Source organism: Agromyces albus, assembly GCF_004134825.1.
In the GTDB taxonomy this organism is placed as follows: domain Bacteria; phylum Actinomycetota; class Actinomycetes; order Actinomycetales; family Microbacteriaceae; genus Agromyces; species Agromyces albus.
On the sequence record NZ_SDPN01000017.1, the window covers coordinates 53,758 to 77,240 of the forward strand.

At 69.6% G+C, this 23,483-nt stretch carries 22 protein-coding genes; 19 read left to right on the forward strand and 3 right to left on the reverse strand.

The window, feature by feature from the left end; all coding sequences use genetic code 11:
* Nucleotides 1-115 precede the first annotated feature (115 nt).
* The 6 genes from ESP51_RS10755 (at nt 116) to ESP51_RS10780 (ending at nt 5,609) form a co-directional block, all read left to right on the forward strand.
* Nucleotides 116-754, forward strand: coding sequence for a 4-phosphopantetheinyl transferase family protein (locus ESP51_RS10755; protein WP_129520895.1), 639 nt, complete (start codon nt 116-118; stop codon nt 752-754).
* Between the two features lie 34 nt (nt 755-788).
* A complete protein-coding gene (gene dxr, locus ESP51_RS10760; protein ID WP_129520896.1) occupies nt 789-1,880 on the forward strand; it encodes a 1-deoxy-D-xylulose-5-phosphate reductoisomerase in 1,092 nt (363 codons plus the stop codon).
* Between the two features lie 66 nt (nt 1,881-1,946).
* Entirely contained in the window at nt 1,947-3,272 is a 1,326-nt protein-coding gene (locus ESP51_RS10765) for a M50 family metallopeptidase (protein ID WP_129520897.1), read from the forward strand.
* Between the two features lie 99 nt (nt 3,273-3,371).
* Nucleotides 3,372-4,514 carry a sensor histidine kinase gene (locus ESP51_RS10770; RefSeq protein WP_164990490.1) on the forward strand — a complete coding sequence of 381 codons (1,143 nt, stop codon included), beginning with the start codon at nt 3,372-3,374 and terminating at the stop codon, nt 4,512-4,514.
* Nucleotides 4,511-5,173, forward strand: coding sequence for a response regulator transcription factor (locus ESP51_RS10775; RefSeq protein WP_129520899.1), 663 nt, complete (start codon nt 4,511-4,513; stop codon nt 5,171-5,173). Before ESP51_RS10770 ends, ESP51_RS10775 begins: the two co-directional genes overlap by 4 nt.
* 130 nt (nt 5,174-5,303) lie before the next feature.
* Complete coding sequence (locus ESP51_RS10780; protein WP_129520900.1) at nt 5,304-5,609, forward strand: SHOCT domain-containing protein; 306 nt, start codon at nt 5,304-5,306, stop codon at nt 5,607-5,609.
* 82 nt (nt 5,610-5,691) lie between these two features.
* Here the strand turns inward: ESP51_RS10780 and ESP51_RS10785 are convergent, their stop codons facing one another.
* Together ESP51_RS10785 and ESP51_RS10790 are read right to left on the reverse strand one after the other, a co-directional pair.
* Nucleotides 5,692-6,975 (reverse strand): low temperature requirement protein A, encoded by a 1,284-nt coding sequence (locus tag ESP51_RS10785; protein WP_241843118.1) that lies wholly within the window; start codon nt 6,973-6,975, stop codon nt 5,692-5,694.
* Between the two features lie 101 nt (nt 6,976-7,076).
* Nucleotides 7,077-8,261 carry an acetyl-CoA C-acetyltransferase gene (locus ESP51_RS10790; protein ID WP_129520901.1) on the reverse strand — a complete coding sequence of 395 codons (1,185 nt, stop codon included), beginning with the start codon at nt 8,259-8,261 and terminating at the stop codon, nt 7,077-7,079.
* 209 nt (nt 8,262-8,470) lie between these two features.
* Here ESP51_RS10790 and ESP51_RS10795 point away from each other — a divergent pair, with 209 nt between their 5' ends.
* The 6 genes from ESP51_RS10795 to ESP51_RS10815 all read left to right on the forward strand — a co-directional run bounded on the left by ESP51_RS10795 (nt 8,471) and on the right by ESP51_RS10815 (nt 13,969).
* A complete protein-coding gene (locus tag ESP51_RS10795; protein ID WP_129520902.1) occupies nt 8,471-9,217 on the forward strand; it encodes a 3-hydroxybutyrate dehydrogenase in 747 nt (248 codons plus the stop codon).
* A gap of 73 nt (nt 9,218-9,290) precedes the next feature.
* Nucleotides 9,291-10,061 carry a CoA transferase subunit A gene (locus ESP51_RS10800; RefSeq protein ID WP_129520903.1) on the forward strand — a complete coding sequence of 257 codons (771 nt, stop codon included), beginning with the start codon at nt 9,291-9,293 and terminating at the stop codon, nt 10,059-10,061.
* A gap of 1 nt (nt 10,062) precedes the next feature.
* Nucleotides 10,063-10,704, forward strand: coding sequence for a CoA transferase subunit B (locus tag ESP51_RS10805; RefSeq protein ID WP_206737286.1), 642 nt, complete (start codon nt 10,063-10,065; stop codon nt 10,702-10,704).
* 172 nt (nt 10,705-10,876) lie between these two features.
* Nucleotides 10,877-12,007, forward strand: coding sequence for a flavodoxin-dependent (E)-4-hydroxy-3-methylbut-2-enyl-diphosphate synthase (gene ispG, locus ESP51_RS10810; protein ID WP_129520904.1), 1,131 nt, complete (start codon nt 10,877-10,879; stop codon nt 12,005-12,007).
* Between the two features lie 74 nt (nt 12,008-12,081).
* On the forward strand, nt 12,082-12,246 hold the full coding sequence (locus ESP51_RS20610; RefSeq protein WP_164990491.1) for a hypothetical protein: 165 nt from the start codon (nt 12,082-12,084) through the stop codon (nt 12,244-12,246).
* 250 nt (nt 12,247-12,496) lie between these two features.
* Nucleotides 12,497-13,969 carry a hypothetical protein gene (locus ESP51_RS10815; protein WP_129520905.1) on the forward strand — a complete coding sequence of 491 codons (1,473 nt, stop codon included), beginning with the start codon at nt 12,497-12,499 and terminating at the stop codon, nt 13,967-13,969.
* A gap of 115 nt (nt 13,970-14,084) precedes the next feature.
* Here the strand turns inward: ESP51_RS10815 and ESP51_RS10820 are convergent, their stop codons facing one another.
* Nucleotides 14,085-14,708 carry a helix-turn-helix domain-containing protein gene (locus ESP51_RS10820; protein WP_129520906.1) on the reverse strand — a complete coding sequence of 208 codons (624 nt, stop codon included), beginning with the start codon at nt 14,706-14,708 and terminating at the stop codon, nt 14,085-14,087.
* A gap of 163 nt (nt 14,709-14,871) precedes the next feature.
* Here ESP51_RS10820 and ESP51_RS10825 point away from each other — a divergent pair, with 163 nt between their 5' ends.
* The 7 genes from ESP51_RS10825 to ESP51_RS10855 form a co-directional block, all read left to right on the forward strand.
* Nucleotides 14,872-16,518 carry an NCS1 family nucleobase:cation symporter-1 gene (locus ESP51_RS10825; protein ID WP_129520907.1) on the forward strand — a complete coding sequence of 549 codons (1,647 nt, stop codon included), beginning with the start codon at nt 14,872-14,874 and terminating at the stop codon, nt 16,516-16,518.
* Between the two features lie 2 nt (nt 16,519-16,520).
* Nucleotides 16,521-17,231: an aspartate/glutamate racemase family protein gene (locus tag ESP51_RS10830; protein WP_129520908.1), complete on the forward strand. Its 711-nt coding sequence runs from the start codon at nt 16,521-16,523 to the stop codon at nt 17,229-17,231.
* A gap of 32 nt (nt 17,232-17,263) precedes the next feature.
* Nucleotides 17,264-19,027 (forward strand): proline--tRNA ligase, encoded by a 1,764-nt coding sequence (locus ESP51_RS10835; protein ID WP_129520909.1) that lies wholly within the window; start codon nt 17,264-17,266, stop codon nt 19,025-19,027.
* A 182-nt stretch (nt 19,028-19,209) separates the two neighbouring features.
* Nucleotides 19,210-21,234: a PhoX family protein gene (locus ESP51_RS10840; RefSeq protein WP_129520925.1), complete on the forward strand. Its 2,025-nt coding sequence runs from the start codon at nt 19,210-19,212 to the stop codon at nt 21,232-21,234.
* A gap of 186 nt (nt 21,235-21,420) precedes the next feature.
* Nucleotides 21,421-22,419: a transcription termination factor NusA gene (gene nusA / locus ESP51_RS10845; RefSeq protein WP_129520910.1), complete on the forward strand. Its 999-nt coding sequence runs from the start codon at nt 21,421-21,423 to the stop codon at nt 22,417-22,419.
* A 44-nt stretch (nt 22,420-22,463) separates the two neighbouring features.
* Nucleotides 22,464-22,709, forward strand: coding sequence for a YlxR family protein (locus tag ESP51_RS10850; protein WP_129520911.1), 246 nt, complete (start codon nt 22,464-22,466; stop codon nt 22,707-22,709).
* An 85-nt stretch (nt 22,710-22,794) separates the two neighbouring features.
* Nucleotides 22,795-23,483: translation initiation factor IF-2 N-terminal domain-containing protein (locus tag ESP51_RS10855; RefSeq protein WP_206737287.1), on the forward strand; the 689-nt coding region annotated here is incomplete at its 3' end.

A 23,483-nucleotide genomic window follows, 5' to 3' on the forward strand; every position in this document is an offset into this window, starting at 1 on the left:
GGATGCGCCGAACGGAATATGCCGTTCGCCGCGCGCTCGTAGGGTGGTAGGCCCCAGTGCTGCTCACATGAGCACTTCTGCGCCGCGAATGCGCGAGTGCGCGAGGATAGGGACCATGGATGCCACGGTCGACGGCGAGCTCCTCGAGCTCGAGGGCTCCGGTGCGCACGTACTCGTGCTCGCCGGGGGCCGCCGCACGCCGGGCGCCGATGGAGTGCTTCGCGGTCTCCTCGCGAGATCGGCGGGTGTTCCCGCCGACGACGTCGAACTCGTGCACGCGTGCGTGGAGTGCGGGGCGCGGCATGGCCGCCCGCACGTGGCGTATCCGGCGACGCCGTCGGGCGCGCAGTGGTTCGCCGATGTCGCGATCGCGGGCGACGCGGTCGTCGCAGCGGCGGCGACCAGGCATCCGCTCGGCGTCGGCATCGAGACGGCGGCGCTCGACGCCGGTGCCGTCATCGACGAGGCGGCATTCCACGCGAACGAGCGCGAGGCGCTCGATGAGCTCGATCCCGCGCGCCGGCCGCTCGTGCGGGCCGCGCTGTGGGCCCGCAAGACCGCACTGCTCCGCGCGGTCGGCCACACCGAGTTCATCGAGCCGTCGCGGCTCGAGCTCTCGATCCCCGGCGCCGACGGCGGCGTCGGCCGCATCGTGCGCAGCGTGCCCGAGTTCGGCGAGGGATGGCGCGAGGTGCGGTTCCACGATGTGCCGGTGCCCGGCAACCGCGCGGCATCCGTCGCGACCCTCGGCTGACACGCTTCTTCGGCCACCGGCCTACAGTGGAGGCGTGCGCAGCGTCATCATCCTCGGCTCGTCAGGCTCGATCGGCACCCAGGCTCTCGAGGTCATCAGGGCGAACCCGCGCCGATTCGACGTCGTCGGACTCGCGGTCGGCTCGAACCGGGCCTTGCTCGAGGCGCAAGCCGCGGAGTTCCACGTCGAGCACACCGCGGTCGGCGTCGACGAAGCCGTGCAGCTCGTGCGCGACGTGCACGCCGACGTGGTGCTGAACGGCATCACGGGGTCGGTGGGGCTCGCGCCCACGATCGCGGCCCTCGAGCGGGGTGCCACGCTGGCGCTCGCGAATAAGGAGTCGCTCATCGTCGGCGGCGACCTCGTGACCCGACTCGCGCAGCCGGGGCAGATCGTGCCCGTCGACTCCGAGCACTCCGCGATCGCGCAGGCACTGCGGTCCGGAACCGACGACGAGGTGCGCCGGCTCGTGCTCACGGCCTCCGGCGGCCCATTCCGCGGCCGCACCCGCGCCGAGCTCTCCGACGTGACGCCTGCCGAGGCGCTCGCCCATCCGACGTGGGACATGGGCCTCGTCGTCACGACGAACTCGGCGACGCTCGTGAACAAGGGACTCGAGGTGATCGAGGCGCACTTGCTCTTCGACGTCGAGTACGACCGCATCGACGTCGTGGTGCACCCGCAGTCGATCGTGCACTCGATGGTCGAGTTCGTCGACGGGTCGACGATCGCGCAGGCGTCGCCGCCTGACATGCGCCTGCCCATCTCGCTCGGGCTCGACTGGCCGCACCGCGTCGCGGCCGCCGGCAAGCCGCTCGACTGGACGACCGCGACGAGCTGGACGTTCGAGCCGCTCGACGTCGACGCCTTCCCGGCCGTGGCGCTCGCCAAGCAGGTCGGCCGCGCCGGCGGCGAGTACCCCGCGGTGTTCAACGCGGCGAACGAGGAGGCGGTCACGGCGTTCCACGCCGGTCGCATCGGGTTCCTCGACATCGTCGACACGGTGCGTGCGGTCGTCGAGTCGCACGAGGCATCCGGATCGGAGCTCTCGGTCGCCTCACTCGCCGACGCCGAGCTGCACGCCCGCCGGGTCGCGAACGAGCGGATCGGCCGCGTCACGCGCTGAGCGCGGCATCCGTCGTTCACAGCCGGCGGACAGCGCACGCGGAGGCTCCGGCACTACGCTGGCTGGGTGGATTCCGTACTCGCGTTCGTGATCGGCGTCGTCATCATCGTGATCGGCCTCGCCGTGTCGATCGGCCTGCACGAGATCGGGCACCTCGTACCCGCGAAGCTCTTCGGCGTGAAGGTGACGCAGTACATGATCGGCTTCGGGCCGACGCTCTGGTCCAAGCGCAAGGGCGAGACCGAGTACGGCGTGAAGGCCATCCCGCTCGGCGGCTACATCGCGATGATCGGCATGTTCCCGCCCGCGAAGGGCGAGCGCGCGGGCTCCGGCAGCACGGGGTTCTTCCGCGCCCTCGTGCAGGACGCCCGTGACTCGAGCGCCGAGTCGATCACGGCGGGCGACGAGCACCGCGCCTTCTACCTGCTTCCCGTGTGGAAGCGCATCATCGTCATGCTCGGCGGCCCGTTCATGAACCTCGTGCTCGCCGTGCTGCTCTTCGCGGTGCTGCTCATGGGGTTCGGCGTCGCCCAGGCCTCGACCACCGTCGGATCCGTGTCGGCGTGCGCACTGCCCGCCACGAGCGAGCGGCAGACCTGCGAGCCCGGCGACCCGGCGGCTCCCGGTGCCGCCGCCGGCATCGAACCGGGCGACCGCATCGTCTCGGTCGACGGCACGCCCATCGACAGTTGGGTGCAGTCGACGGCGATCATCCGCGACCACCCCGACGAGCCCATCGAGCTCGTCGTCGAACGCGACGGCTCCGAGGTCGCCCTCACCGTCACACCGATGCTGAGCGAGCGTTACGCCACCGATGAGCGGGGCCGTGTCGTGACGGATGCCGCGGGCGATCCGGTCACCGTGCAAGCGGGCTTCGTCGGCATCGGGGCGGCGACCGAGACCGTGCAGCAGCCGGTGACCGCCGTGCTCCCGGCCGTCGGCGAGAACGTGGCCGGCGTCGCCGGCATCATCCTGAACCTGCCGCAACGCATGGTCGACGTCGCGAATGCGGCGTTCGGGCCCGAGGAGCGCGACCCGAACGGGCCGATGAGCGTCGTCGGCGTCGGCCGGGTCGCCGGCGAGATCGCGAGCCTCGACGAGATTCCGCTCGCGTCGAAGGCCGCCGGCCTCGTGGGCATCCTCGGCTCGCTCAACATCGCGCTCTTCGTCTTCAACCTCATCCCGCTGCTCCCGCTCGACGGCGGGCACGTCGCCGGCGCCCTGTGGGAGGGCATCCGTCGTTCGTTCGCCAAGCTCTTCCGCCGACCCGATCCCGGGCCCGTCGACATGGCCAAGCTCATGCCGCTCACGCTCGCGGTCGTCGTGATCCTCGGCGGCATGAGCGCGCTCCTCATCTACGCCGACATCGTGAAGCCGGTCGTGCTGTTCTGACGTGCTGTTGATGCTCCTGATGCGTTACTCCCGAGGGAGTAGGGGATGAGCATCCGGCGGGCCGATCCGCGCAAGCGGGCACCGGGCTACGATCGAGGAATGCCCGTGCCCCAGTGGGACGGACGCCCCGAGCGATTCCGGCCGCCGCCCGGCTTCGTGCTGTTCGCGCCCGTCATCGTCAGCCTCCTCGTGCAGGTGCCGGCGGCCATCGTCATCGCGGCCTGGACCCACGCGGGCTGGCTCGCGGGAGCACTGCACGTCGTGCTCGCTGCACTCGGCCCGATCGCGCTCCTCGCGTCGGTCCGCTTCCCGGGGCCGACCGTCGCCGTCGTCGCGGCCGCGGCGCTCGCCGACCTGTTGATCGGGCCCGACCTCGGTCCGCCCTACGTGGCGCTCGTGTTCGCGATCGTCCTCGCCGTCGCCCGCGGTGCCATCGTCTGGGCAGCAGTGTCGGTCGTGATCGCGTGGGCGGCCGCGCTCTCGCTCGGCGCAGTGCTCGGTGAGACGTGGCATCCGTTCCGCATCGCCCTGGTGACGCTCGCGCTCGCCGCGAGCTTCGGCATCGGCTCGTTCGTCCGCACGCGCCGCGCGCGATTCGCCGAGTTCCGCGCCGAGGCGCAGCGCCGCCGGAAGGCCGCCGAGCAACGTGAGCGCGTGCGGATCGCCCGCGAGCTCCACGACGTCATCGGGCATGCGCTGTCGCAGATCAACGTGCAGGCGAGCGTGGGCCTGCATCTCATGGACCGCGATCCAGAGCAGGCGCGCACCGCGCTCGGCAGCATCAAGGAGACCTCGAAGACCGCCCTCGACGAGGTGCGCAGCGTGCTCGGCGTCATCCGCGACGGGGAGGCCCCGCTCGCCCCGCAAGCGGAGCTCGCCGAACTGCCTCGACTCATCGCGGGCGTGCGCTCGCCCGGGCTCGAGCCCCAGCTCGTCGACCGCCTCGAGTCGGCGCCGCGACGAGCGGTGCAGTTCGCCGCCTACCGGATCGCGCAGGAGGCGCTCACGAACGTCGTGCGGCACGCCGGTGCCGCCCGGGTGATCGTGACCCTCGACCGGGCGGGCGACGATCTCGTGCTCACGGTCGACGACGACGGCGCGGGCTTCGACGACCACGAGGGCAGCGGTATCCTCGGCATGCGCGAGCGCGCCGCGCTCCTCGGCGGCTTCGTCGAGATCGGCGCGTCGCCGATCGGCGGCACGAGGGTCACCGCGCGCCTGCCCTGGGGAGGCGTCGCATGATCCGCGTCGCGCTCGCCGACGACCAGCACCTCGTGCGGGCGGGATTCCGTGCGCTGCTCGAGGCCGAAGACGACGTCATCGTCGTCGGCGAGGCATCCGGCGGTGAAGAGCTGCTCGCCCTCGTTCGCCGCGAGCCCGTCGACGTCGTGCTCATGGACATCCGGATGCCGGGCGGCGACGGCCTCTGGGCGACGGAGCAGATCGCGGCCGACCCGGCGCTCGCCGGCGTGCACGTCGTGATCGTCACGACCTTCGAGCTCGACGAGTACGTCGCCCGCGCGGTGCGTGCCGGCGCGGCGGGGTTCCTCGTGAAGGACACCGAGCCGGTCGACCTCATCCGCGCCGTTCGCGTCGTCGCGGCCGGCGATGCCCTGCTCTCGCCGGGCGTGACGAAGCGCCTGCTCGAGCGGATGGCGGTGGGCTTGCGCGACGCACCCGACGAGCAGCGCCTCTCCGCCCTCACCGACCGGGAGCGCGAGGTGCTCCGGCTCGTCGGCCTCGGACTCACGAACGACGAGATCGCGACGCGCCTCGTGCTGAGCCCGCTCACCGCGAAGACGCACGTCTCGCGCATCATGGCCAAGCTGCACGCGCGCGATCGCGTGCACCTCGTCGTCGTCGCCTACGAGTCGGGCCTCGTGGCACCCGGCTGGCAGTAGCCGCAGTCGGGATCATGCTCCCGGGGGAGCAGGGCAAGTGACTCCACCGGTGGGATTCGCGGATGCCGCGACCCGGCGAGACTCTCATCGACGGCCCGATCCGGGGTCGCATCGATCAAGGGAATCTCACATGCTCGCCACCCTCGCGACCACCGCGGTGGTCACCCACGCCGGCCCCTGGGCGGCCGGCTTCGGATGGGCCTTCCTCCTCATCCCGATCTTCTGGATCCTCGTCATCGGCCTCATCATCTTCCTCGTGAGCCGCAGGCGCCACGCCTGGATGATGCACGGCGGCCCCGAGGGCTATGGGCCCCCGTGGATGCGGGGCGCAAGCGCCGAGTCCACGCTCTCCGAGCGGTTCGCCAAGGGCGACATCGACGAGACCGAGTACCGAGCCCGGCTCGAGGTGCTGCGGTCGAACCGGCCGAACGCCTGACCGTGAGGTGGGAGGGGCGGATGCTGCGGCATCCGCCACTTCCACGTTCACGGCTGCAGCGGCATCCGTGAACGCGATCAGCTCACGCCAGTGCGCGCTCGAGCGCCGCGGCCTGGTGCCGATGGCCGACCGTCTCGTAGCCGACCACGACGACGAACGGCGAGACGGCCGTGAGCAGGATGCCGACTCCGAAACTCGCTCCAGCAGACACCGCGGCAACCGCGAGCACGAGGGCCAGCATGCTTCCCACGAAGAGCCAGATGTGGAATGGGTCGAACTGCTGCAGCAGCAGCGAATAGACCGTGAACAGCGCGACCATGAACAACCCCACGGGAATCACGACGGTGAGGAGCGCCTGCACGATGCCGATGTGGGCGACCCCTTCGATCACGAACGCGGCGACGTGCAATCCGGCGCCGGTGCCCGCCAGCGCGACGAAGATGAAGTAGTGCCCGTAGCCCCACACGAAGCCGCGTTCGCGGAAGCGCGCGAGCACCTTCCCCGACGGCATCGTGAAGTACACCCACCACAGGCCGAACGCGAGCGCCGTACCGCCGAACGCGACGAGCACGGTCTCGACCGACCAGCCCTGCTTCTCGATCACGGCCGAGAGCGCGAGGATCGTACCCAGCACGATCTCACCGAGCGTGATGATGACGAGGAGGCCGTAGCGCTCGGCGATGTGGTGGGCGTGCCACGGCGTGCCGCCCTCGCGTCCGTGCTCGGCGACGTAGGGGCCGACGAGCTCGAGGAGGACCAGCAGCAGCATGAACGCCATGGTGGTGGGGAGCGGCAGGTCGACGAAGATGAGCACCACCCAGCCGACCTGCGCGACCGATACGAACGCGACGTACGTGAGTGCGGTCCGCCGACGCGCCGGGTCGTGCGCCGCGGCCCGCAGCCACAGGGCGAGGGTCGCGACGCGCATCACGACGTAGCCGGCGACCACGATGGCGTTGTCGACGTGCTGCCCCTCATCGAGCGAGGTGAACAGCTGCGGCAGGCCGAGTGCCAGCACGAGCACGCCGAGCATCTCCACCATGGTGGCGATGCGGAAGAAGATGTCGTCGTTGTCGTAGGCGGAGGCGAGCCAGGAGTAGTTGATCCAGGCCCACCAGATCGCGAAGACGGCGAACGCGAACCCGCCGATCGCCGGACCCCAGTGACCGAGCTCGAGCAAGTGCGCCGTCTGCGCGCCGGCCTGGCTGAAGGCGACGACGAAGGTCAGGTCGAACAGCAACTCGAGGGGCGTGGCCGCGCGGTGCGCCTCGTCGGGGTCGCGTCCCGTCATCCTGCGCAAGCGGTGATCGAGCGGAGTGCGAGCGGATGCTGCGGATTGCACGTCGCTCGTCGGCCGCTCACTCATCGTGCGTTCCCTCCGTGGCGCGCGTTCGGCACCGGTGGCATCATGCTGCCACAGGCGCCGCGCGACTGCACCGCGAGCAGGTTGTCGCGGACGACCAGCGGTCAGCGCGAGAGCAGCAGTGCCTCTCCCTGGCCGCCGCCGCCGCAGAGTGCCACGGCGGCGCGGCCGCTGCCGCGGCGCGACAGCTCGAGTGCCGCGTGGAGGGCCAGCCGTGCGCCGGACGCGCCGATCGGATGCCCGAGCGCGATCGCGCCGCCGTGCACGTTGACGACGTCGGACTCGATGCCGAGCTCGCGCATGGACTGCAGCGACACGGCGGCAAACGCCTCGTTGATCTCGACGAGGTCGAGGTCGGCGGCGGAGTCGCCCGTCTTCTCGAGGGCCGCGGCGATCGCGTTGGCGGGCTGCGAGTGCAGGGAGTTGTCGGGGCCGGCGACCTGCCCGGCCACGCCGACGAGTGCGAGCCACGGAAGACCGCGCTCCTCGGCCCACTCGCGGCTCGCGACCACCACGGCGGCCGCGCCGTCGGAGAGCGGCGAGGAGTTGCCGGCCGTGATCGAGCCCTCGGCGGCGAACGCCGGTCGCAGCTTCGCGAGCACGTCGACCGTGGAGTCGGGGCGCACGCCCTCGTCGGTGTCGACGACGACCGGGTCGCCCTTGCGCTGCGGCACCTCGACGGGCACGATCTCGTCGTCGAACACCCCGCCCGACTGGGCGGCGCCCGCGCGGCGGTGGGACTCGGCGGCGATCTCGTCCTGCTCGGTGCGGGTGAGTCCGTAGCGCCCGTTGAAGCGCTCGGTCGAGGCGCCCATCGAGTCGTGATCGAACGCGTCGGTGAGGCCGTCGTGGGCGGCGCTGTCGAGCATGGAGGTGGCGCCGTAGGTGAAGCCGCGCCGTGAGCCCGGCAGCACGTGCGGCGCGTTCGTCATCGACTCCTGGCCGCCGGCGATGACGACGGATGCCTCGCCGAGGCGGATCAGCCGGGCGGCATCCGTGATGGCGGCGAGCCCAGACAGGCACACCTTGTTGAGGGTCGTCGCCGGAACGCGCCACGGGATGCCTGCGGCCACGGCCGATTGCTTCGCGGGATTCTGGCCGGCGCCCGCCTGCAGCACCTGGCCCATGATCACGGCGTCGATGTCGTCGGCAGCGACGCCCGCGCGATCGAGCGCCCCGCGGATGGCGGTGGCGCCGAGCTCCACCGCGGTCTGCCCCGCGAGGTTGCCGTTGATGCGGGCGAACGGGGTGCGCGCTCCGCCGATGATGACGACGTCGGGGGTGCTCATGCCGGGTGACTCCTTCGTCGATGATGAGTGGATTTCTCCAGTCTATGTTCCGGATCGGGGTGCGAGGGCGGTGATCAGGGTGTGCGAAACCGCAGATGCGTGCTGCAATTCTCACCATTTGCGATGCGAATTCGCGCAGTCATACTCGGACTGCCGGCACCCTCCGGTTGATTCGCGCGGGGGCAGGCCATGACTCGACGAGGAGGAACATGACCAAGCTCACCGGACGACGGGCCGTCGTCACGGGCGGTGCGAGCGGCATCGGACTCGCGTGCGCCGAGGCCCTTGCAGCAGCCGGCGCCGAGGTGACGATCGCCGACATCGAGGGGGCGGCCGCCGAGGCCGCTGCGGAGCGCATCGGCGGCACGGCATGGCGAGTCGACCTCGGCGACACGGGCGCACTCGCCGACCTCGTGCTCGACACCGATATCCTCGTCAACAACGCCGGCGTGCAGCACGTGCGGCCCATCGTAGAGTTCGAGCCGGCGCAGTTCGCGCTCATGCTGCGCATCATGCTCGAGTCGCCATTCCTGCTCATCCGGGCGGCCCTGCCCGGCATGTCCGAACGCGGGTTCGGCCGGATCATCAACGTGTCGAGCGTGCACGGCTTGCGCGCGTCGCCCTACAAGTCGGCGTATGTGGCCGCCAAGCACGGTCTCGAGGGGCTCTCGAAGGTCGCCGCGCTCGAGGGCGGCGAGCACGGCATCACGTCGAACTGCATCAACCCGGGGTATGTGCGCACGCCGCTCGTCGAGCGCCAGATCGCCGACCAGGCACGCGCACACGGCATCCCCGAGGAGGAGGTGCTGCCGAGGATCATGCTCACCGAGTCGGCGATCCCACGGCTCGTGGAGCCGCATGAGGTCGCGAGCCTCGCGCTCTGGCTCGCCGGCGACGACGCGCGCATGGTGACCGGGGCGAGCTACACGATGGACGGCGGATGGAGCGCGAGATGAGCCGCAGCCCGAGTAGCGTGATGCCTGTGCTCCGCTCCCGCCTCGCGGCCCCGGAATCACAGAAAGGTGCATCGTGACACTCGACAAAGTCGTCGGGTCCGCTCGAGAAGCGGTCGCCGACATCCCTTCGGGCGCGAGCCTCGCCGTCGGCGGCTTCGGCCTCTGCGGCATCCCGATGGTGCTCATCCAGGCCATTCTCGACGCGGGCGTCGACGGCCTCTCGATCGTCTCGAACAATTGCGGCGTCGATGACTGGGGCCTCGGCGTGCTGCTCGCCGAGCGGCGCATCGCGAAGATGACCTCGTCGTACGTGGGTGAGAACAAGGAGTTCGAGCGGCAGTACCTCTCGGGCGAGCTCGAACTCGAGCTCACCCCTCAGGGCACGCTCGCCGAGAAGCTCCGCGCCGGAGGCAGCGGCATCGCGGCGTTCTTCACGCAGACCGGCGTCGGCACGCAGGTCGCCGAGGGCGGGTTGCCGCAGCGGTACAACGGCGACGGTTCGATCGCCGTGGCGAGCGCTGCAAAGCCCGTGCAGTCGTTCGAGTTCGCGGGTGCCGCTCGTGAGTTCGTGCTCGAGGAGGCGATCACCACCGACTTCGCCCTCGTGCACGCGCTGCGGGGCGATCGCTACGGCAACCTCGTCTTCGACAAGTCGGCGCGCAACTTCTCGCCGCTCGCGGCGATGGCGGGGCGGGTCTGCATCGCGCAGGTCGAGGAGATCGTCGACGTGGGCGAGCTCGACCCCGACGCGGTGCACCTGCCCGGCATCTACGTCGACCGCATCATCGTGGTCGGCACCGACATCGAGAAGCGCATCGAGCGCCGCACGGTCAGGGAGGACTGAGATGGCACTCACGCGATTCGAGATGGCTGCGAGAGCGGCTCGCGAGCTGCCCGACGGCTCCTACGTCAACCTCGGCATCGGGTTGCCGACGCTCGTGCCGAACTACGTGCCAGAGGGCATCACGATCCTACTGCAGTCCGAGAACGGCATCCTCGGCGTCGGGCCGTACCCGACCGAGGCCGAGGTCGATCCCGATCTCATCAACGCCGGCAAGGAGACCGTGACGGTGCTCCCCGGCGCCGCGTTCTTCGACTCGGCCACGAGCTTCGGCATGATCCGCGGGGGCAAGATCGACGCGGCCATCCTCGGGGCGATGCAGGTCTCGGCGGCGGGCGACCTCGCCAACTGGATGATCCCCGGCAAGATGGTGAAGGGTCCGGGCGGCGCCATGGACCTCGTGCACGGCGCCCGGCGTCGCATCGTGCTCATGGAGCACGTCGCGAAAGACGGATCGCCGAAGATCGTGAACGAGTGCTCGCTGCCCCTGACCGGCAGGGGCGTCGTCGACCGCATCATCACCGACCTCGCCGTCATCGACGTGACGCCCGAGGGCCTTCGCCTCGTCGAACTCGCACCCGGCGTGACCGCCGACGAGGTCGTCGCCGCCACCGAGCCCACGCTCGACACGACTGCCGTCGCATAGCGCGGATCCGGCGATCGCGCGCCGAATCCGCATGGAGCACGCGGGCCAGGACCCGGAACGTGACAAGGAGTCCGAGCGACCACGCTGAAGCCGTTTCGGCGGGGCATCCGCTCGCAGCCTGCGCGGATGCCGTGCGCCGTAGACTGAACCCGTGCCTGCTGTGAATCTCGGAATGCCCAAAGTCCCTGAGGTACTGGCCCCCCGACGCAAGTCGCGCCAGATCAAGGTGGGCAAGGTCCTCGTCGGCGGTGACGCCCAGGTGAGCGTGCAGTCGATGACGACGACGCCGACCACGAACATCAACGCGACGCTCCAGCAGATCGCCGAGCTCACGGCATCCGGTTGCGACATCGTGCGCGTCGCCGTGCCGAGTCGCGACGACGCCGAGGCGCTGCCGATCATCGCGAAGAAGAGCCAGATTCCGGTCATCGCCGACATCCACTTCCAGCCGAACTACGTCTACGCGGCGATCGACGCCGGCTGCGCCGCGGTGCGCGTGAACCCGGGCAACATCCGAAAGTTCGACGACCAGGTCGCCGAGATCGCGCGGCGCGCGAAAGAAGCCGACGTCTCGATCCGCATCGGCGTGAACGCCGGCTCGCTCGACCCGCGGTTGCTGCAGAAGTACGGCAAGGCCACGCCCGAGGCGCTCGTCGAGTCGGCCGTCTGGGAGGCGAGCCTCTTCGAGGAGCACGACTTCCACGACTTCAAGATCTCGGTCAAGCACAACGACCCGATCATCATGGTGAAGGCGTACCGCATGCTCGCCGAGCGCGGCGACTGGCCCCTGCACCTCGGCGTGACCGAGGCCGGCCCCGCGTTCCAGGGCACGATCAAGTCGGCGACCGCGTTCGGCATCCTCCTCGGCGAGGGCATCGGCGACACGATCCGTGTCTCGCTCTCGGCGCCTCCGGTCGAAGAGGTGAAGGTGGGACTGCAGATCCTGCAGTCGCTGAACCTCCGCGAGCGCAAGCTCGAGATCGTCTCGTGCCCGTCGTGCGGGCGTGCGCAGGTCGACGTCTACAAGCTCGCCAACGACGTCACCGACGGGCTCGAGGGCATGACCGTGCCGCTCCGCGTCGCCGTCATGGGCTGCGTCGTCAACGGGCCGGGCGAGGCTCGCGAGGCCGACCTCGGCGTGGCATCCGGCAACGGCAAGGGCCAGATCTTCGTCAAGGGCGAGGTCATCAAGACGGTGCCCGAGTCCGAGATCGTCGCGACGCTCATCGAAGAGGCGAACCGCATCGCCGATGAGATGGGCACGGATGCCCCGGTGGGCGCGCCCGAGGTCCTGACCCCGTAGTCGGCCGGCTCGTCCGCGAGTATCGTGGGCGGCATCGGATGCCACGACGCATCCGTGCGCGAGAGGGGACCGCGATGAGCGGAGACGGCACCGAGTTCGAGTACCCCGACCAGGCTGGGTACCCCGACGGAATGGGCACGCTGCACGAGGGCTCCGAGAAGGATGCCGCGACGGCGGCCGAGGACGAGCTCGAGCACTTCGCCATAGAAGACGAGGAAGACGACGACGAGGACGTCTGAGCCAGTTCGTCCCATTCTCGGCATGTCGTGCGCCGCGGCGCGCGAGAACGACCTCTGACCTGCCTTAAACCGCGGGTGCTTGGTCGTGGCAGCCCTGAGGCCGTTTCGGGGTACACACTGACGTGAGCCGCACTCACGTTCCCTAGCGTGAGGCCGTGCGCGGGGGCGCTCCGAGCGACATCAGCCGCCCGTCCTCGGGCATCGACAATCCGAGATCCGTCGACGACGGACTCAAGAACGGAGCGATCCCATGAACACACGAACAAGGTCGCGCACGCGGCTGGGGCTCGGCTTGAGCACCGGCGTCGTGATTGCGACGTTGAGCCTGGTACTCGTCCCCTTGACCGCGCATGCGGAGGAATCGCCCGCCGAACCGGTGGTCGAGACTGCGGTCGTCGAGCCGCCCGCGGCGGAGGCCGAGCCCGCCGCGGTAGCCGAGCCCACTGCTGAGGCGGCAGAGCCTGCGGTCGAGCCGGTGGCGGAACCGACAGACGAGACATCCGTCCCGGCCGAAGGCACCTCGCCTGATCCCGTGCCTGCGGCGGCGGAGGTCGTCGTCGCTGAACCCGGCGCGAGCGTCGAGGAGACGCTCGCCGAGCCGGTCGCCGAGCCGACCGTCACCCTCTTCGCGGCGCCCGACGATCCAGCCGTCGCGGCGGTCCCGGCACCGGGAGACCCCTGCTACCCGGCCGTCTGCATCACGAACGGCACGGTCCTCCTCGCGGTCAATCCGACCGGAGAGCTCAACACGAGCGACGCGACCGGTTCTGCCGCTGGTTCGGGGGACGCCGGGCTCACGTATGTGCCGACGGGCAACGATGGGACCTCGCCCGGATGCCTCTGCGAAGGCTGGGGCGTCGCTGATCCGGCGAGCGGCGTCTGGGGCGGAGCGAACCTCGACACCGAGGGAGAGGGCGGCACGAATCTCGTCGTCGAGTCCTTCGAGTACACCGGATCGACCGCGACATCCGTCGTTGTCATCGAGGATGCTGCAGATGAACCCGTCTTCCGGGTCACCCACGAGTACGTGCCGTCAGCGGCCACGCCGAACCTCTATCAGGTCAACGTGACGATCGAGAACCTCTCGGGAGAGGCGATCGCGACCGTGCAGTACCGACGGGTCATGGACTGGGACATCGAGCCCACGGCGTTCGACGAGTTCGTCACGATCGACGGTGGCACTGCGAGCGCGCTGTACTTCTCGAGCGATGACGGGTTCGCCAGCCCGAACCCGCTGACGGGGCCTTCGCAGATCCTGTTCTCGGGGAACGCCACCGACGCCGGGCCGAGCGACATCGGTGCGCTGTTCGACTTCGCGTTCGGTCCGATCGGGCCCGGCGGCTCGATCAGCTTCGTCATCTTCTACGGGGCAGCAGCGAGCGAGGCCGAGGCGAACGCGGCGCTCGCCGCGGTCGGTGCTGAGGCGTATTCGTTCGGGCAGACGGCCGACGACCCGGCGGGAGGCGCGCCCAATACGTTCATCTTCGCCTTCGGCAAGATCGGCGGTGCACCGATCTTCCCGGCGCCGACGCCACCGCCGCCCGCGCCGGCACCGCCGGTGGTGACGACCGCCGGCGCGGGAGCCGCCGCGTCGATCGCGAGCGTCCCGACGCTCGCCTCCACCGGCGTCGACACGTCGAGCGTCGTGTGGATCGCCTTGGCAGCGCTCGTGCTGGGTGGCGCGGCGATCGCCATCGCGCGCACGCGCCTGCGTCAGGGCTGACCCCCATCGACGAGCGGGTGGCGGCGTGCTTGGGCACGGCGCCACCCGCTCGTCGCCGCGAGAGGCGTCCGCCGCGGCGCGCAACCGTCATGGCCCGCGTGCCTCCGACCGACGGTCAGGGGTGGACGATGAGCCAGGTCGCCACGGCCGGCCGGCTCGAGCTGTTGCGGATGCGGTGCGGCTTCGAGCACGGGTAGCTGATCGAGTCGCCGGGCGCGAGCACGACCGTCTCGTCGTCGAACTCGATCGTGAGCTCGCCCGACACCACGCTGCCGATCTCATAGCCCTCATGCCGGAAGAGCGCATTGTCGCCGGTCGCCGTGCTGCCGGGAGGGTAGACCGATTCGAAGAGGTCGAGTTCGCTCGTGCTTCGCGGCGAGAGCCGGCGGAAGGTGACGCCGCTCTCGAGCGCGACCGGCGTCGCCTGGTGGGCGCGGACCAGCGTGTATCCGGCGTGCTCGTCACCGGATGCCGCGTGGCGCTCGTCGCTGTCGCCGGCGTCGTCGAACACGTCGGCGAGCGGCACGCCGAGGGCGTCGGTGATCGCGATGAGACGGGAGACCGACGGCTGCATCACTCCGCGTTCGATCTGGGAGACGGCGCTCGCCGAGATGCCGAGCGACTTCGCGAGCGTGCGAGCCGAGATTCCGCGCGCCGTGCGAAGCGCGCGGAGACGGCCGCCGAGGCTCCGCACGTCGGCGGAATCCATCGGGTCGCTTGGCGCGGCCAGTGACGTCATGACTCGATCCTAAAGCGCGGTCTCGTCTCGATCGGCGAAACATATGTGAAGTGAACACTGAATTTCATCTTCACACAGCCGTTACATCGCGGAAACCTCGCGCCGAACGTGAATCTATAACTTCATTCACATCCCCCATCCGGCACTCGAAAGGCTTCCGCTCATGACCGAACAACTCGAGGGTGCGCCCGTCGCTCCCGTGTCAGTCGCGCCGGCTCCGCCGACCGGGCCGCACGACGTCGTCGAAGCCGCCGGCATGCCCGTCGGCTCGGGCCTCGTGAAGCCCGGATACGACCACCGCCTCGCCAACGAGGACCTCGCTCCGCTCAAGAAGCAGAAGTGGACCTCCTACAACATCTTCGCGTTCTGGATGTCGGACGTGCACTCGGTCGGCGGGTACATCACGGCCGGCAGCCTCTTCGCGCTCGGCATCGCGAGCTGGCAGGTGCTGCTCGCGCTCGTCATCGGCATCGTCATCGTGCAGGTGTTCGCCAACCTCGTCGCGAAGCCGAGCCAGAAGACGGGCGTGCCCTATCCGGTCATCAACCGTGCGATCTTCGGCATCAAGGGCGCGAACATCCCCGCCATCATCCGCGGCCTCATCGCAATCGCGTGGTACGGCGTGCAGACCTACCTCGCGGCCGCGTCGCTCAACATCGTCTTCCTGAAGTTCATCCCGGGCAGCGCGGCGCTGCTCGAGTCGAGCTTCCTCGGGCTGTCGACCCTCGGCTGGATCTCCTACGCGATCCTGTGGGTCGCGCAGGCCGCGCTCTTCTGGAACGGCATGGAGACGATCCGTCACTTCATCGACTGGGCCGGGCCGGCGGTCTACGTCGTCATGATCGTCCTCGCGATCTACCTCGTCTCGGAGGCGGGCTGGGAGAACATCAGCCTCGACCTCTCGGCCGGCGAGCCGCTCGAGTTCTGGGCCTCGATCCCCGTCATGCTCACCGCCATCGCGATCGTCGTGTCGTACTTCTCGGGCCCGATGCTGAATTTCGGCGACTTCGCGCGCTACGGCAAGTCGTTCGAGGCGGTCAAGCGCGGCAACTTCCTCGGCCTGCCGATCAACTTCCTGTTCTTCTCGCTGCTCACCGTCATCACCGCGTCGGCGACCGTGCCCGTGTTCGGCGAGCTCATCACCGACCCCATCCACACGGTCGAGCGCATCGACACGCCGTTCGCGATCCTCCTCGGCGGACTGACGTTCGTCATCGCGACCGTCGGCATCAACATCGTCGCGAACTTCATCTCGCCCGCGTTCGACTTCTCGAACGTGGCGCCGCACCGGATCAGCTGGCGCATGGGCGGCATGATCGCGGCGGTCGGCTCGGTGATCCTCCTGCCCTGGAACTGGTACAACAACGCCGACGCCATCCACTACACCCTCGGCGTGCTCGGTGCGATGATCGGCCCGCTGTTCGGCATCCTGATCGCCGGCTACTACGTCGCGGCACGCCAGCGCGTGCTCGTCGACGACATGTTCACGATGTCGGAGCAGGGCAAGTACTGGTACACGAAGGGCTACAACACGAACGCGGTCAACGCCCTGCTTCTCGCGGGCATTCCGACCATCGCGCTCGGAGTGCTGCCGAAGCTCATCGCCGACCTGGGCGGGTTCGACATCTCGTGGATCGGCAACTTCACGTGGTTCATCGGCTGCGGCCTCGGCTACGCGATCTTCGTGATCCTCGAGCGGCGCAATCCTCGCGTGCCGAACCTCGCCGACCTGAGCGAAGGCGTCTCGGACGGCACGGTCGACGTGGCCGGCGGCACCATCGACGTGGCATCCGTCACCGCGGCGAAGTAGCGATGCGCGTCACCCTCATCAACCCCAACACCTCCCGGGCGATGACCGACAAGATCGGCCGGTCCGCCCGGGAGGTTGCGGGGCCGGGCGTGGAGATCGCGGCGGTCTGCCCGGAGTTCGGGCCCGCAGCGATCGAGAGCCACACCGACGAGGTCGCCGCGGCGGCGGCCGTGCTGCGGGAGGTCGAGGCGGGCCAGACGGCCGGCGTCGACGGGTTCGTCATCGCGTGCTTCGGCGACCCGGGCCTCGACGCAGCACGCGAACTCGCGACCGGCCCCGTGGTCGGCATCGCCGAGTCCGCGATGCACGTCGCGACGATGGCCGGCCGCACCTTCAGCATCGTCACGACGCTCTCCCGCACGCTCGGCCGGGCGCACGACCTCGTGCGCCGCTACGGGTTCACGGAGGCCTGCGTCTCGAGCTACGCGACCGGTATCCCGGTGCTCGACTTCGAGGAATCCACGACCGAGGCGTTCGAGACGATCGCAGCCGTCTGCGAGCGAGCCGTCCGAGCGGATGCCGCGGACTCGATCGTGCTCGGCTGCGCCGGCATGACCGACCTCTGCGCGGCGCTCTCGGAGCGGGTGGGGGTGCCGGTGATCGACGGTGTCGCGGCATCCGTCGGTCTCGTCACCGGCATGGTGCGCATGGGGGTCGGCACGAGCAAGCGCGACGAGTATGCGCTCCCGTTCGCTCGGGCAACCGTGCTGTGAAGTGCCGTCGAGCGCGCAACTAGAATCGTCGGGTGCCCACACGTCTCACGAACTATTTCCTCCGCACGCTCCGCGAAGACCCGGCCGAGGCCGAGGTCACGAGTCACCGGTTGCTCGTGCGCGCCGGCTACATCCGGCGCCAGGCGCCAGGCGTCTTCGCGTGGCTGCCGCTGGGCCTTCGGGTCAAGGCGAAGATCGAGGCGATCATCCGTGAGGAGATGACGAACGCGGGTGCCCACGAGGTGCATTTCCCGGCGCTGCTCCCGCGCGAGCCCTACGAGACCTCCGGCCGGTGGGAGACCTATGGAGACGGCATCTTCCGTCTCCATGATCGCAAGGGGTCCGACTACCTGCTCGCCCCCACGCACGAAGAGGTCTTCACGCTGCTCGTGAAGGACCTCTACAACTCGTACAAGGACCTCCCGCTCGCGATCTACCAGATCCAGGACAAGTATCGTGACGAGGCGCGTCCCCGCGCCGGTCTCCTGCGCGGTCGCGAGTTCACGATGAAGGATGCGTACTCCTTCGACATCTCCGATGAGGGGCTCGATGCCAGCTACCAGGCGCAGCGCGACGCCTACGAGCGCATCTTCACGCGTCTCGGGCTCGAGTACGTCATCGTGAACGCCGACAACGGGCTCATGGGCGGCGCGCGGAGCGAGGAGTTCCTTCACCCGACACCCATCGGTGAAGACACCTTCGTGCGCTCGGCAGGCGGATACGCCGCGAACGTCGAGGCGTTCGAGACCGTGGTGCCCGAACGCGTTTCGTTCGACGGTCTGCCCGCACCGGTCGTGCTGGATTCGCCGAACACGCCGACGATCGCGACGCTCGTCGATCTCGCGAATGCCGAGTACCCGCGCCCCGACGGTCGCCCCTGGACTGCGGCCGACACGCTGAAGAACGTCGTGCTGGCCGTGGCACATCCCGACGGCGCCCGCGAGGTCGTCGTCATCGGCCTGCCCGGCGACCGTGATGTCGAGATGAAGCGTGTGGAGGTGGCGTTCGCACCGGGCGAGGTCGGGCCCGCGACCGAGGCGGACTTCGCGAAGCACCCCGGCCTCGTGAAGGGCTACATCGGACCCTGGTCGACCGATGGCGCCGTGCTCGGCGCCGAGTCGGCCACCGGCATCCGCTATCTCGTCGACCCTCGCGTCGTCGATGGCACCGAATGGATCACCGGGGCGAACGTCGACGAGAAGCACGTGTTCGGGCTCGTCGCCGGCCGTGACTTCGTGGCCGACGGCACCGTCGAGGCGTCGGACGTCCGAGCCGGCGACCCCGCGCCCGACGGCTCCGGCCCGGTCGAGCTCGCCCGAGGCATGGAGATCGGCCACGTCTTCCAGCTCGGTCGTTTCTTCGCCGAGGTGCTCGGGCTCAAGGTGCTCGACGAGAACGGCAAGCTCGTCACCGTCACGATGGGCTCCTACGGCATCGGCGTCACCCGTATCCTCGCGATCATCGCCGAGGACAACAACGACGGCAAGGGCCTCGTGTGGCCCGCGTCGGTCGCGCCGTTCGACGTGCACGTGCTCGCGACGGGCAAGGACCCCGCCGTGTTCGAGGCAGCCGAGGGAGTCGTCGCCTCGCTCGAGGCGGCCCGCTTCGACGTGCTCTTCGACGACCGCCCCAAGCTCTCGCCGGGCGTGAAGTTCGCCGACGCCGAGCTCATCGGCGTGCCGAAGATCGTGATCGTCGGCCGCGGCGTCGCCGACGGCGTCGTCGAGGTGTGGGATCGGGCTACGGGCGACCGCGAGAACGTGCCGATCGGCGAGGTCGTCGCAGCCCTCGGCTGAAGACGGAGAGCGGATGTCCCGGCCTGATGACCGCCGGGTGTACGCACCGTTCCCCGCGCGTTCACCCCGCGTTCACGCCTCATCATGAGTCGCGACGGATTCCCCGAGCACTGTGCAAGAGGAATCCCGACCCCGAGCGTGAGGACCGATCCGTGACGATCACCGACATCCAGTTGTTTCCGATGGCCGACCACGTGCGGGGCAAGCGCTCGCCCGTGACGTGCCACTTCAAGTGCGGCAACGCCTGCCTCGGCCCCGAGTGCAACACGTCCGCGAATCCCCACTTCCGCGACATCGCCTCCGCCGCGCTGACGCGGCGGTCGGTGCTCGGCCTCGGCGCCGCGGGTGCCTTCGGCATCGCACTCGCCGCCGCGACCCCGGGCGGCTCGGCGGTCGCGGTACCCGGCGGCGGAGCATCCGGCGGTCAGGGTGGCCTGGCGTTCGACGCGATCGCCCCGGTGCCGAAGATCGTCGACGACTTCAACGTGCCGGCCGGGTACACCTGGGCGCCCATCATCCGATGGGGAGACCCGCTCTTCTCGAGCGTGCCGGCCCTCGACTTCCAGAACCAGACGGCCGAGGCGCAGGCCGGCCAGTTCGGCTACAACTGCGACTACATCGACATCATCGCCGACCGGAGCGGCCGCACCGCCGTGCTCGCGAGCAACCACGAGTACGTGAACCCGGGCATCATGTTCCCGCCGTCCGAAGACGCCGCCGAGCTGGACCGCCGTGCCGCGATCTTCAAGGCCGCCCACGGCTTCTCGGTCGTCGAGCTCCGCCGCAGCAAGATCGGGCAGCCGTGGCGCTACCTCGTCGACGGTGGCCGCAACCGCCGCATCACCGCCGACACCGTGTTCGAGGCGACCGGCCCCGCTGCCGGGAGCGACTTCCTGAAGACCGCCGAGGACCCCGAGGGCCGGTGGATCAAGGGAACGCTCGGCAACTGCGCCGGCGGCACGACGCCATGGGGCACCGTGCTCTCGGGCGAGGAGAACTTCGACGGCTACTTCGTCTGGGCGGCCGACACCGCCGGCCAGAAGCGCTACCGTGCCACTCCCAGCACGAAGTCCACGTACACGTTCGAGCGGATCGACCCCCGCTTCAACGCCACGGATCCCGGCTTCGTGAACGAGCCCAACCGCTTCGGCTGGATCGTCGAGATCGACCCGCAGGACCCGACGTCGACGCCGCGCAAGCACACCGCGATGGGCCGCTTCAAGCACGAGGGCGCGAACGTCATCATCGCCGAAGACGGCCGCGCGGTCGCGTACATGGGCGACGACCAGACGAACGACTACCTCTACAAGTTCGTGTCGAAGGGCACGTTCGACCCGGGTCACACCCCGGTCGCGCGCCGGAACAACCTCGGCCTGCTCAGCGAGGGCGACCTCTATGTCGCGAAGTTCACCGGCAACTCGCCCGTCGCCGAGATCAACGGCACCGGCGTGCTCCCGTCCGACGGCCTCTTCGACGGCAGCGGCGAGTGGATCCCGCTCACGCAGAACGGCGAGAGCGTCATCCCCGGCATGACGACCGAGGAGGTGCTCGTCTTCGCCCGCCTCGCGGCCGACAAGGTCGGCGCGACGAAGATGGACCGCCCCGAAGACGTCGAGCCCAACCCGAAGACCGGCAAGGTCTACCTCGCGCTCACGAACAACTCGGCGCGCACCCTCGCGACGGTCGACGAGGCGAACCCCGTGACGGGCAACCGCAACGGCCACATCATCGAGATGACGGAGACGGCAGGGCAGTCGGGCACCACGTTCGGCTGGAGCATCCTCCTGCTGTGCGGCAACCCGGCCGTCGACACGAACACCTACTTCGCGGGCTTCCCGAAGGAGCTCGTCTCGCCGATCTCGTGCCCCGACAACGTCGCGTTCGACTCCGAGGGCAACCTGTGGATCTCGACCGACGGCGCGCCGAGCAAGATCGGCTTCAACGACGGCCTCTTCAAGGTGCCGCTCGAAGGACCCGACCGCGGCCGCGTGCAGCAGTTCCTCTCGGTTCCGCGCGACGGCGAGACCTGTGGTCCGGTCATCCACGATCGGGAAGGGATGGTCTTCGTCGCCGTGCAGCACCCGGGCGAGGAGGGCACGGTCGCCGCGCCGAACTCCTACTTCCCCGACTACGTGCCGACGCATCGCCCCGAGACCGGCCTCGTGGCCGCCCCGCGCCCGTCGGTCGTGCAGGTCTGGCGCGGCTGAGCGCGCACGACGAGCGGTGCGGATGCCGCGGCGACCCGAACCCGGGCGCCGCGGCATCCGTCATTCGGCGCTGCAGCCGGTCGCCGCCGCTCGGGCGTGGATGACGGGCACTGCGACATCCGGTACCGTAGAGACGTGTCCGCTCCGAGGGGAAGCGGCGAAAGAGCTGAATAGAGGAGGCCGGCAATGGATATCGACCTCAGCGTGCTTCGCATGATGGAGCGCGAGAAGGAAATCCCGTTCGACGAACTGGTTGAGATCATCGAACAGGCGATCCTGATGGCCTACCTGAAGCACACGAATCCCGGCCAGCACGGCCACGCGAACCCCAACGGCGCCCGTGCACACATCGACCGCAAGACGGGTCACGTCTCGGTGTACGTTCCCGAGCACGACGAAGAGGGCAACGTCATCGGCGAGGCTGAAGACAGCCCCAGCGACTTCGGTCGCATCGCCGCATTCGCTGCGAAGCAGGTCATCAACCAGCGACTGCGCGATCTCGCCGACGACGCCGTGCTCGGCGAGTTCCGCGGCCGCGAGGGCGACATCGTCGCCGGCATCATCCAGCAGGGGCCCAATCCCCGCATGGTGCACATCGACCTCGGCACCGTCGAGGCGATCCTCCCGCCCGAGGAGCAGGTGCCCGGCGAGGAGTACCCGCACGGGCAGCGCATCCGCGTCTACGTGACGAGCGTGTCGAAGGGCCACAAGGGTCCGTCGATCACCGTGTCGCGCACGCACCCCGCCCTCGTGCGCAAGCTGTTCGCGCTCGAGGTTCCCGAGATCGCCTCCGGCGTCGTCGAGATCGTCTCGCTCGCACGCGAGGCGGGCCACCGCACGAAGATCGCGGTGCGTGCGAACCAGCCCGGAGTCAACGCGAAGGGCGCAGCGATCGGCGAGCTCGGCCAGCGCGTGCGAGCGGTCACGGCAGAGCTCGGCAACGAGAAGATCGACATCGTCGACTACTCCGATGACCTGGCGACGTTCGTCGCGAGTGCGCTGTCGCCGGCGAAGGTCACCCGCGCGTTCGTCATCGACGAATCGATGAGAGCCGTCCGCGCGCTCGTGCCCGACTATCAGCTCTCGCTCGCGATCGGCAAGGAGGGCCAGAACGCCCGTCTCGCCGCGAAGCTCACCGGTGCGAAGATCGACATCCAGCCGGACTCGATCCTCGAGTCGAGCTGACGCGGCCCGCCGCCGTCGGCGGGCGCACAGCGCAGAGGTGTAGGATGGAACCCGTCAGAACGTGCATCGGATGCCGTTCGCGCTCCCCGCGGTCCTCCCTGTTGAGGGTCGTCGTCCAAGATTCCCACGTCGTCGCAGATGCTTCGGCCGTGCTTCCGGGCAGGGGTGCGTGGCTGCATCCGACACTCGAGTGCTACCACCTCGCCGTGCGGCGACGCGCCTTCGGGCGTGCGCTCCGCATGACCGGCGAAGTGGACACCAGCAATGTAGAGAACAGGCTGAACGGCTAATGGACAACTCATGAGCGGCTCGAAATGAGACCCGTCCGTCATTGATGGTCCCCCTGTTTCGGGGCGGACCCGGAACAGGAGAGAAGTGGCTGCCAAACCACGCGTACACGAGATCGCAAGCGAACTCGGTGTCGATAGCAAGATCGCCCTTGAGAAGCTCAAGGAGATGGGCGAGTACGTCAAGGGACCGTCGTCCTCGATCGAACCCCCCGTCGCGCGCCGCCTGAAGGCCGCGCTCGAAGGAGCCGGCAAGGCCGGCACCCCCGCCAAGGCGGCACCGGCACCGGCGCCTGCCCCTGCGGTCAAGCCCGGTCCGAAGCCGGCACCCAAGCCCGCGCCCGAAGAGGTCGTCGAGGCCCCGGTCGTCGACGTCCCCATGACGGTGGCGGAGCGCCAGGCGCAGGCCGAGCAGAAGGCCGCGCAAGCGGCGGCCGAGAAGGCCTCCGAGACGCCGGCAGCAGCACCCGCCGCGCCTGAGGCCCCTGAGGCCTCCGATGCCGTGAAGCCGGCGACCCCGAAGCCCGCGGGCGTGGTTCCGCGTCCCGCGCCGCGACCTGCATCCGCGCGTCCCGGCAACAACCCGTTCTCGAGCTCGCAGGGCATGGGCTCGCGCCCGGCGCAGCCCCGACCGGGCAACAACCCGTTCTCGAGCTCGCAGGGCATGGGCCAGCGCCCGAGCCCGAGCCCCGGCAACATCCCGCGTCCGCAGGCTCCGCGTCCCGGTTCGCCGCGACCCGGCGCTCCGCGCCCGGCAGGTGCAGGCGGCCGCCCAGG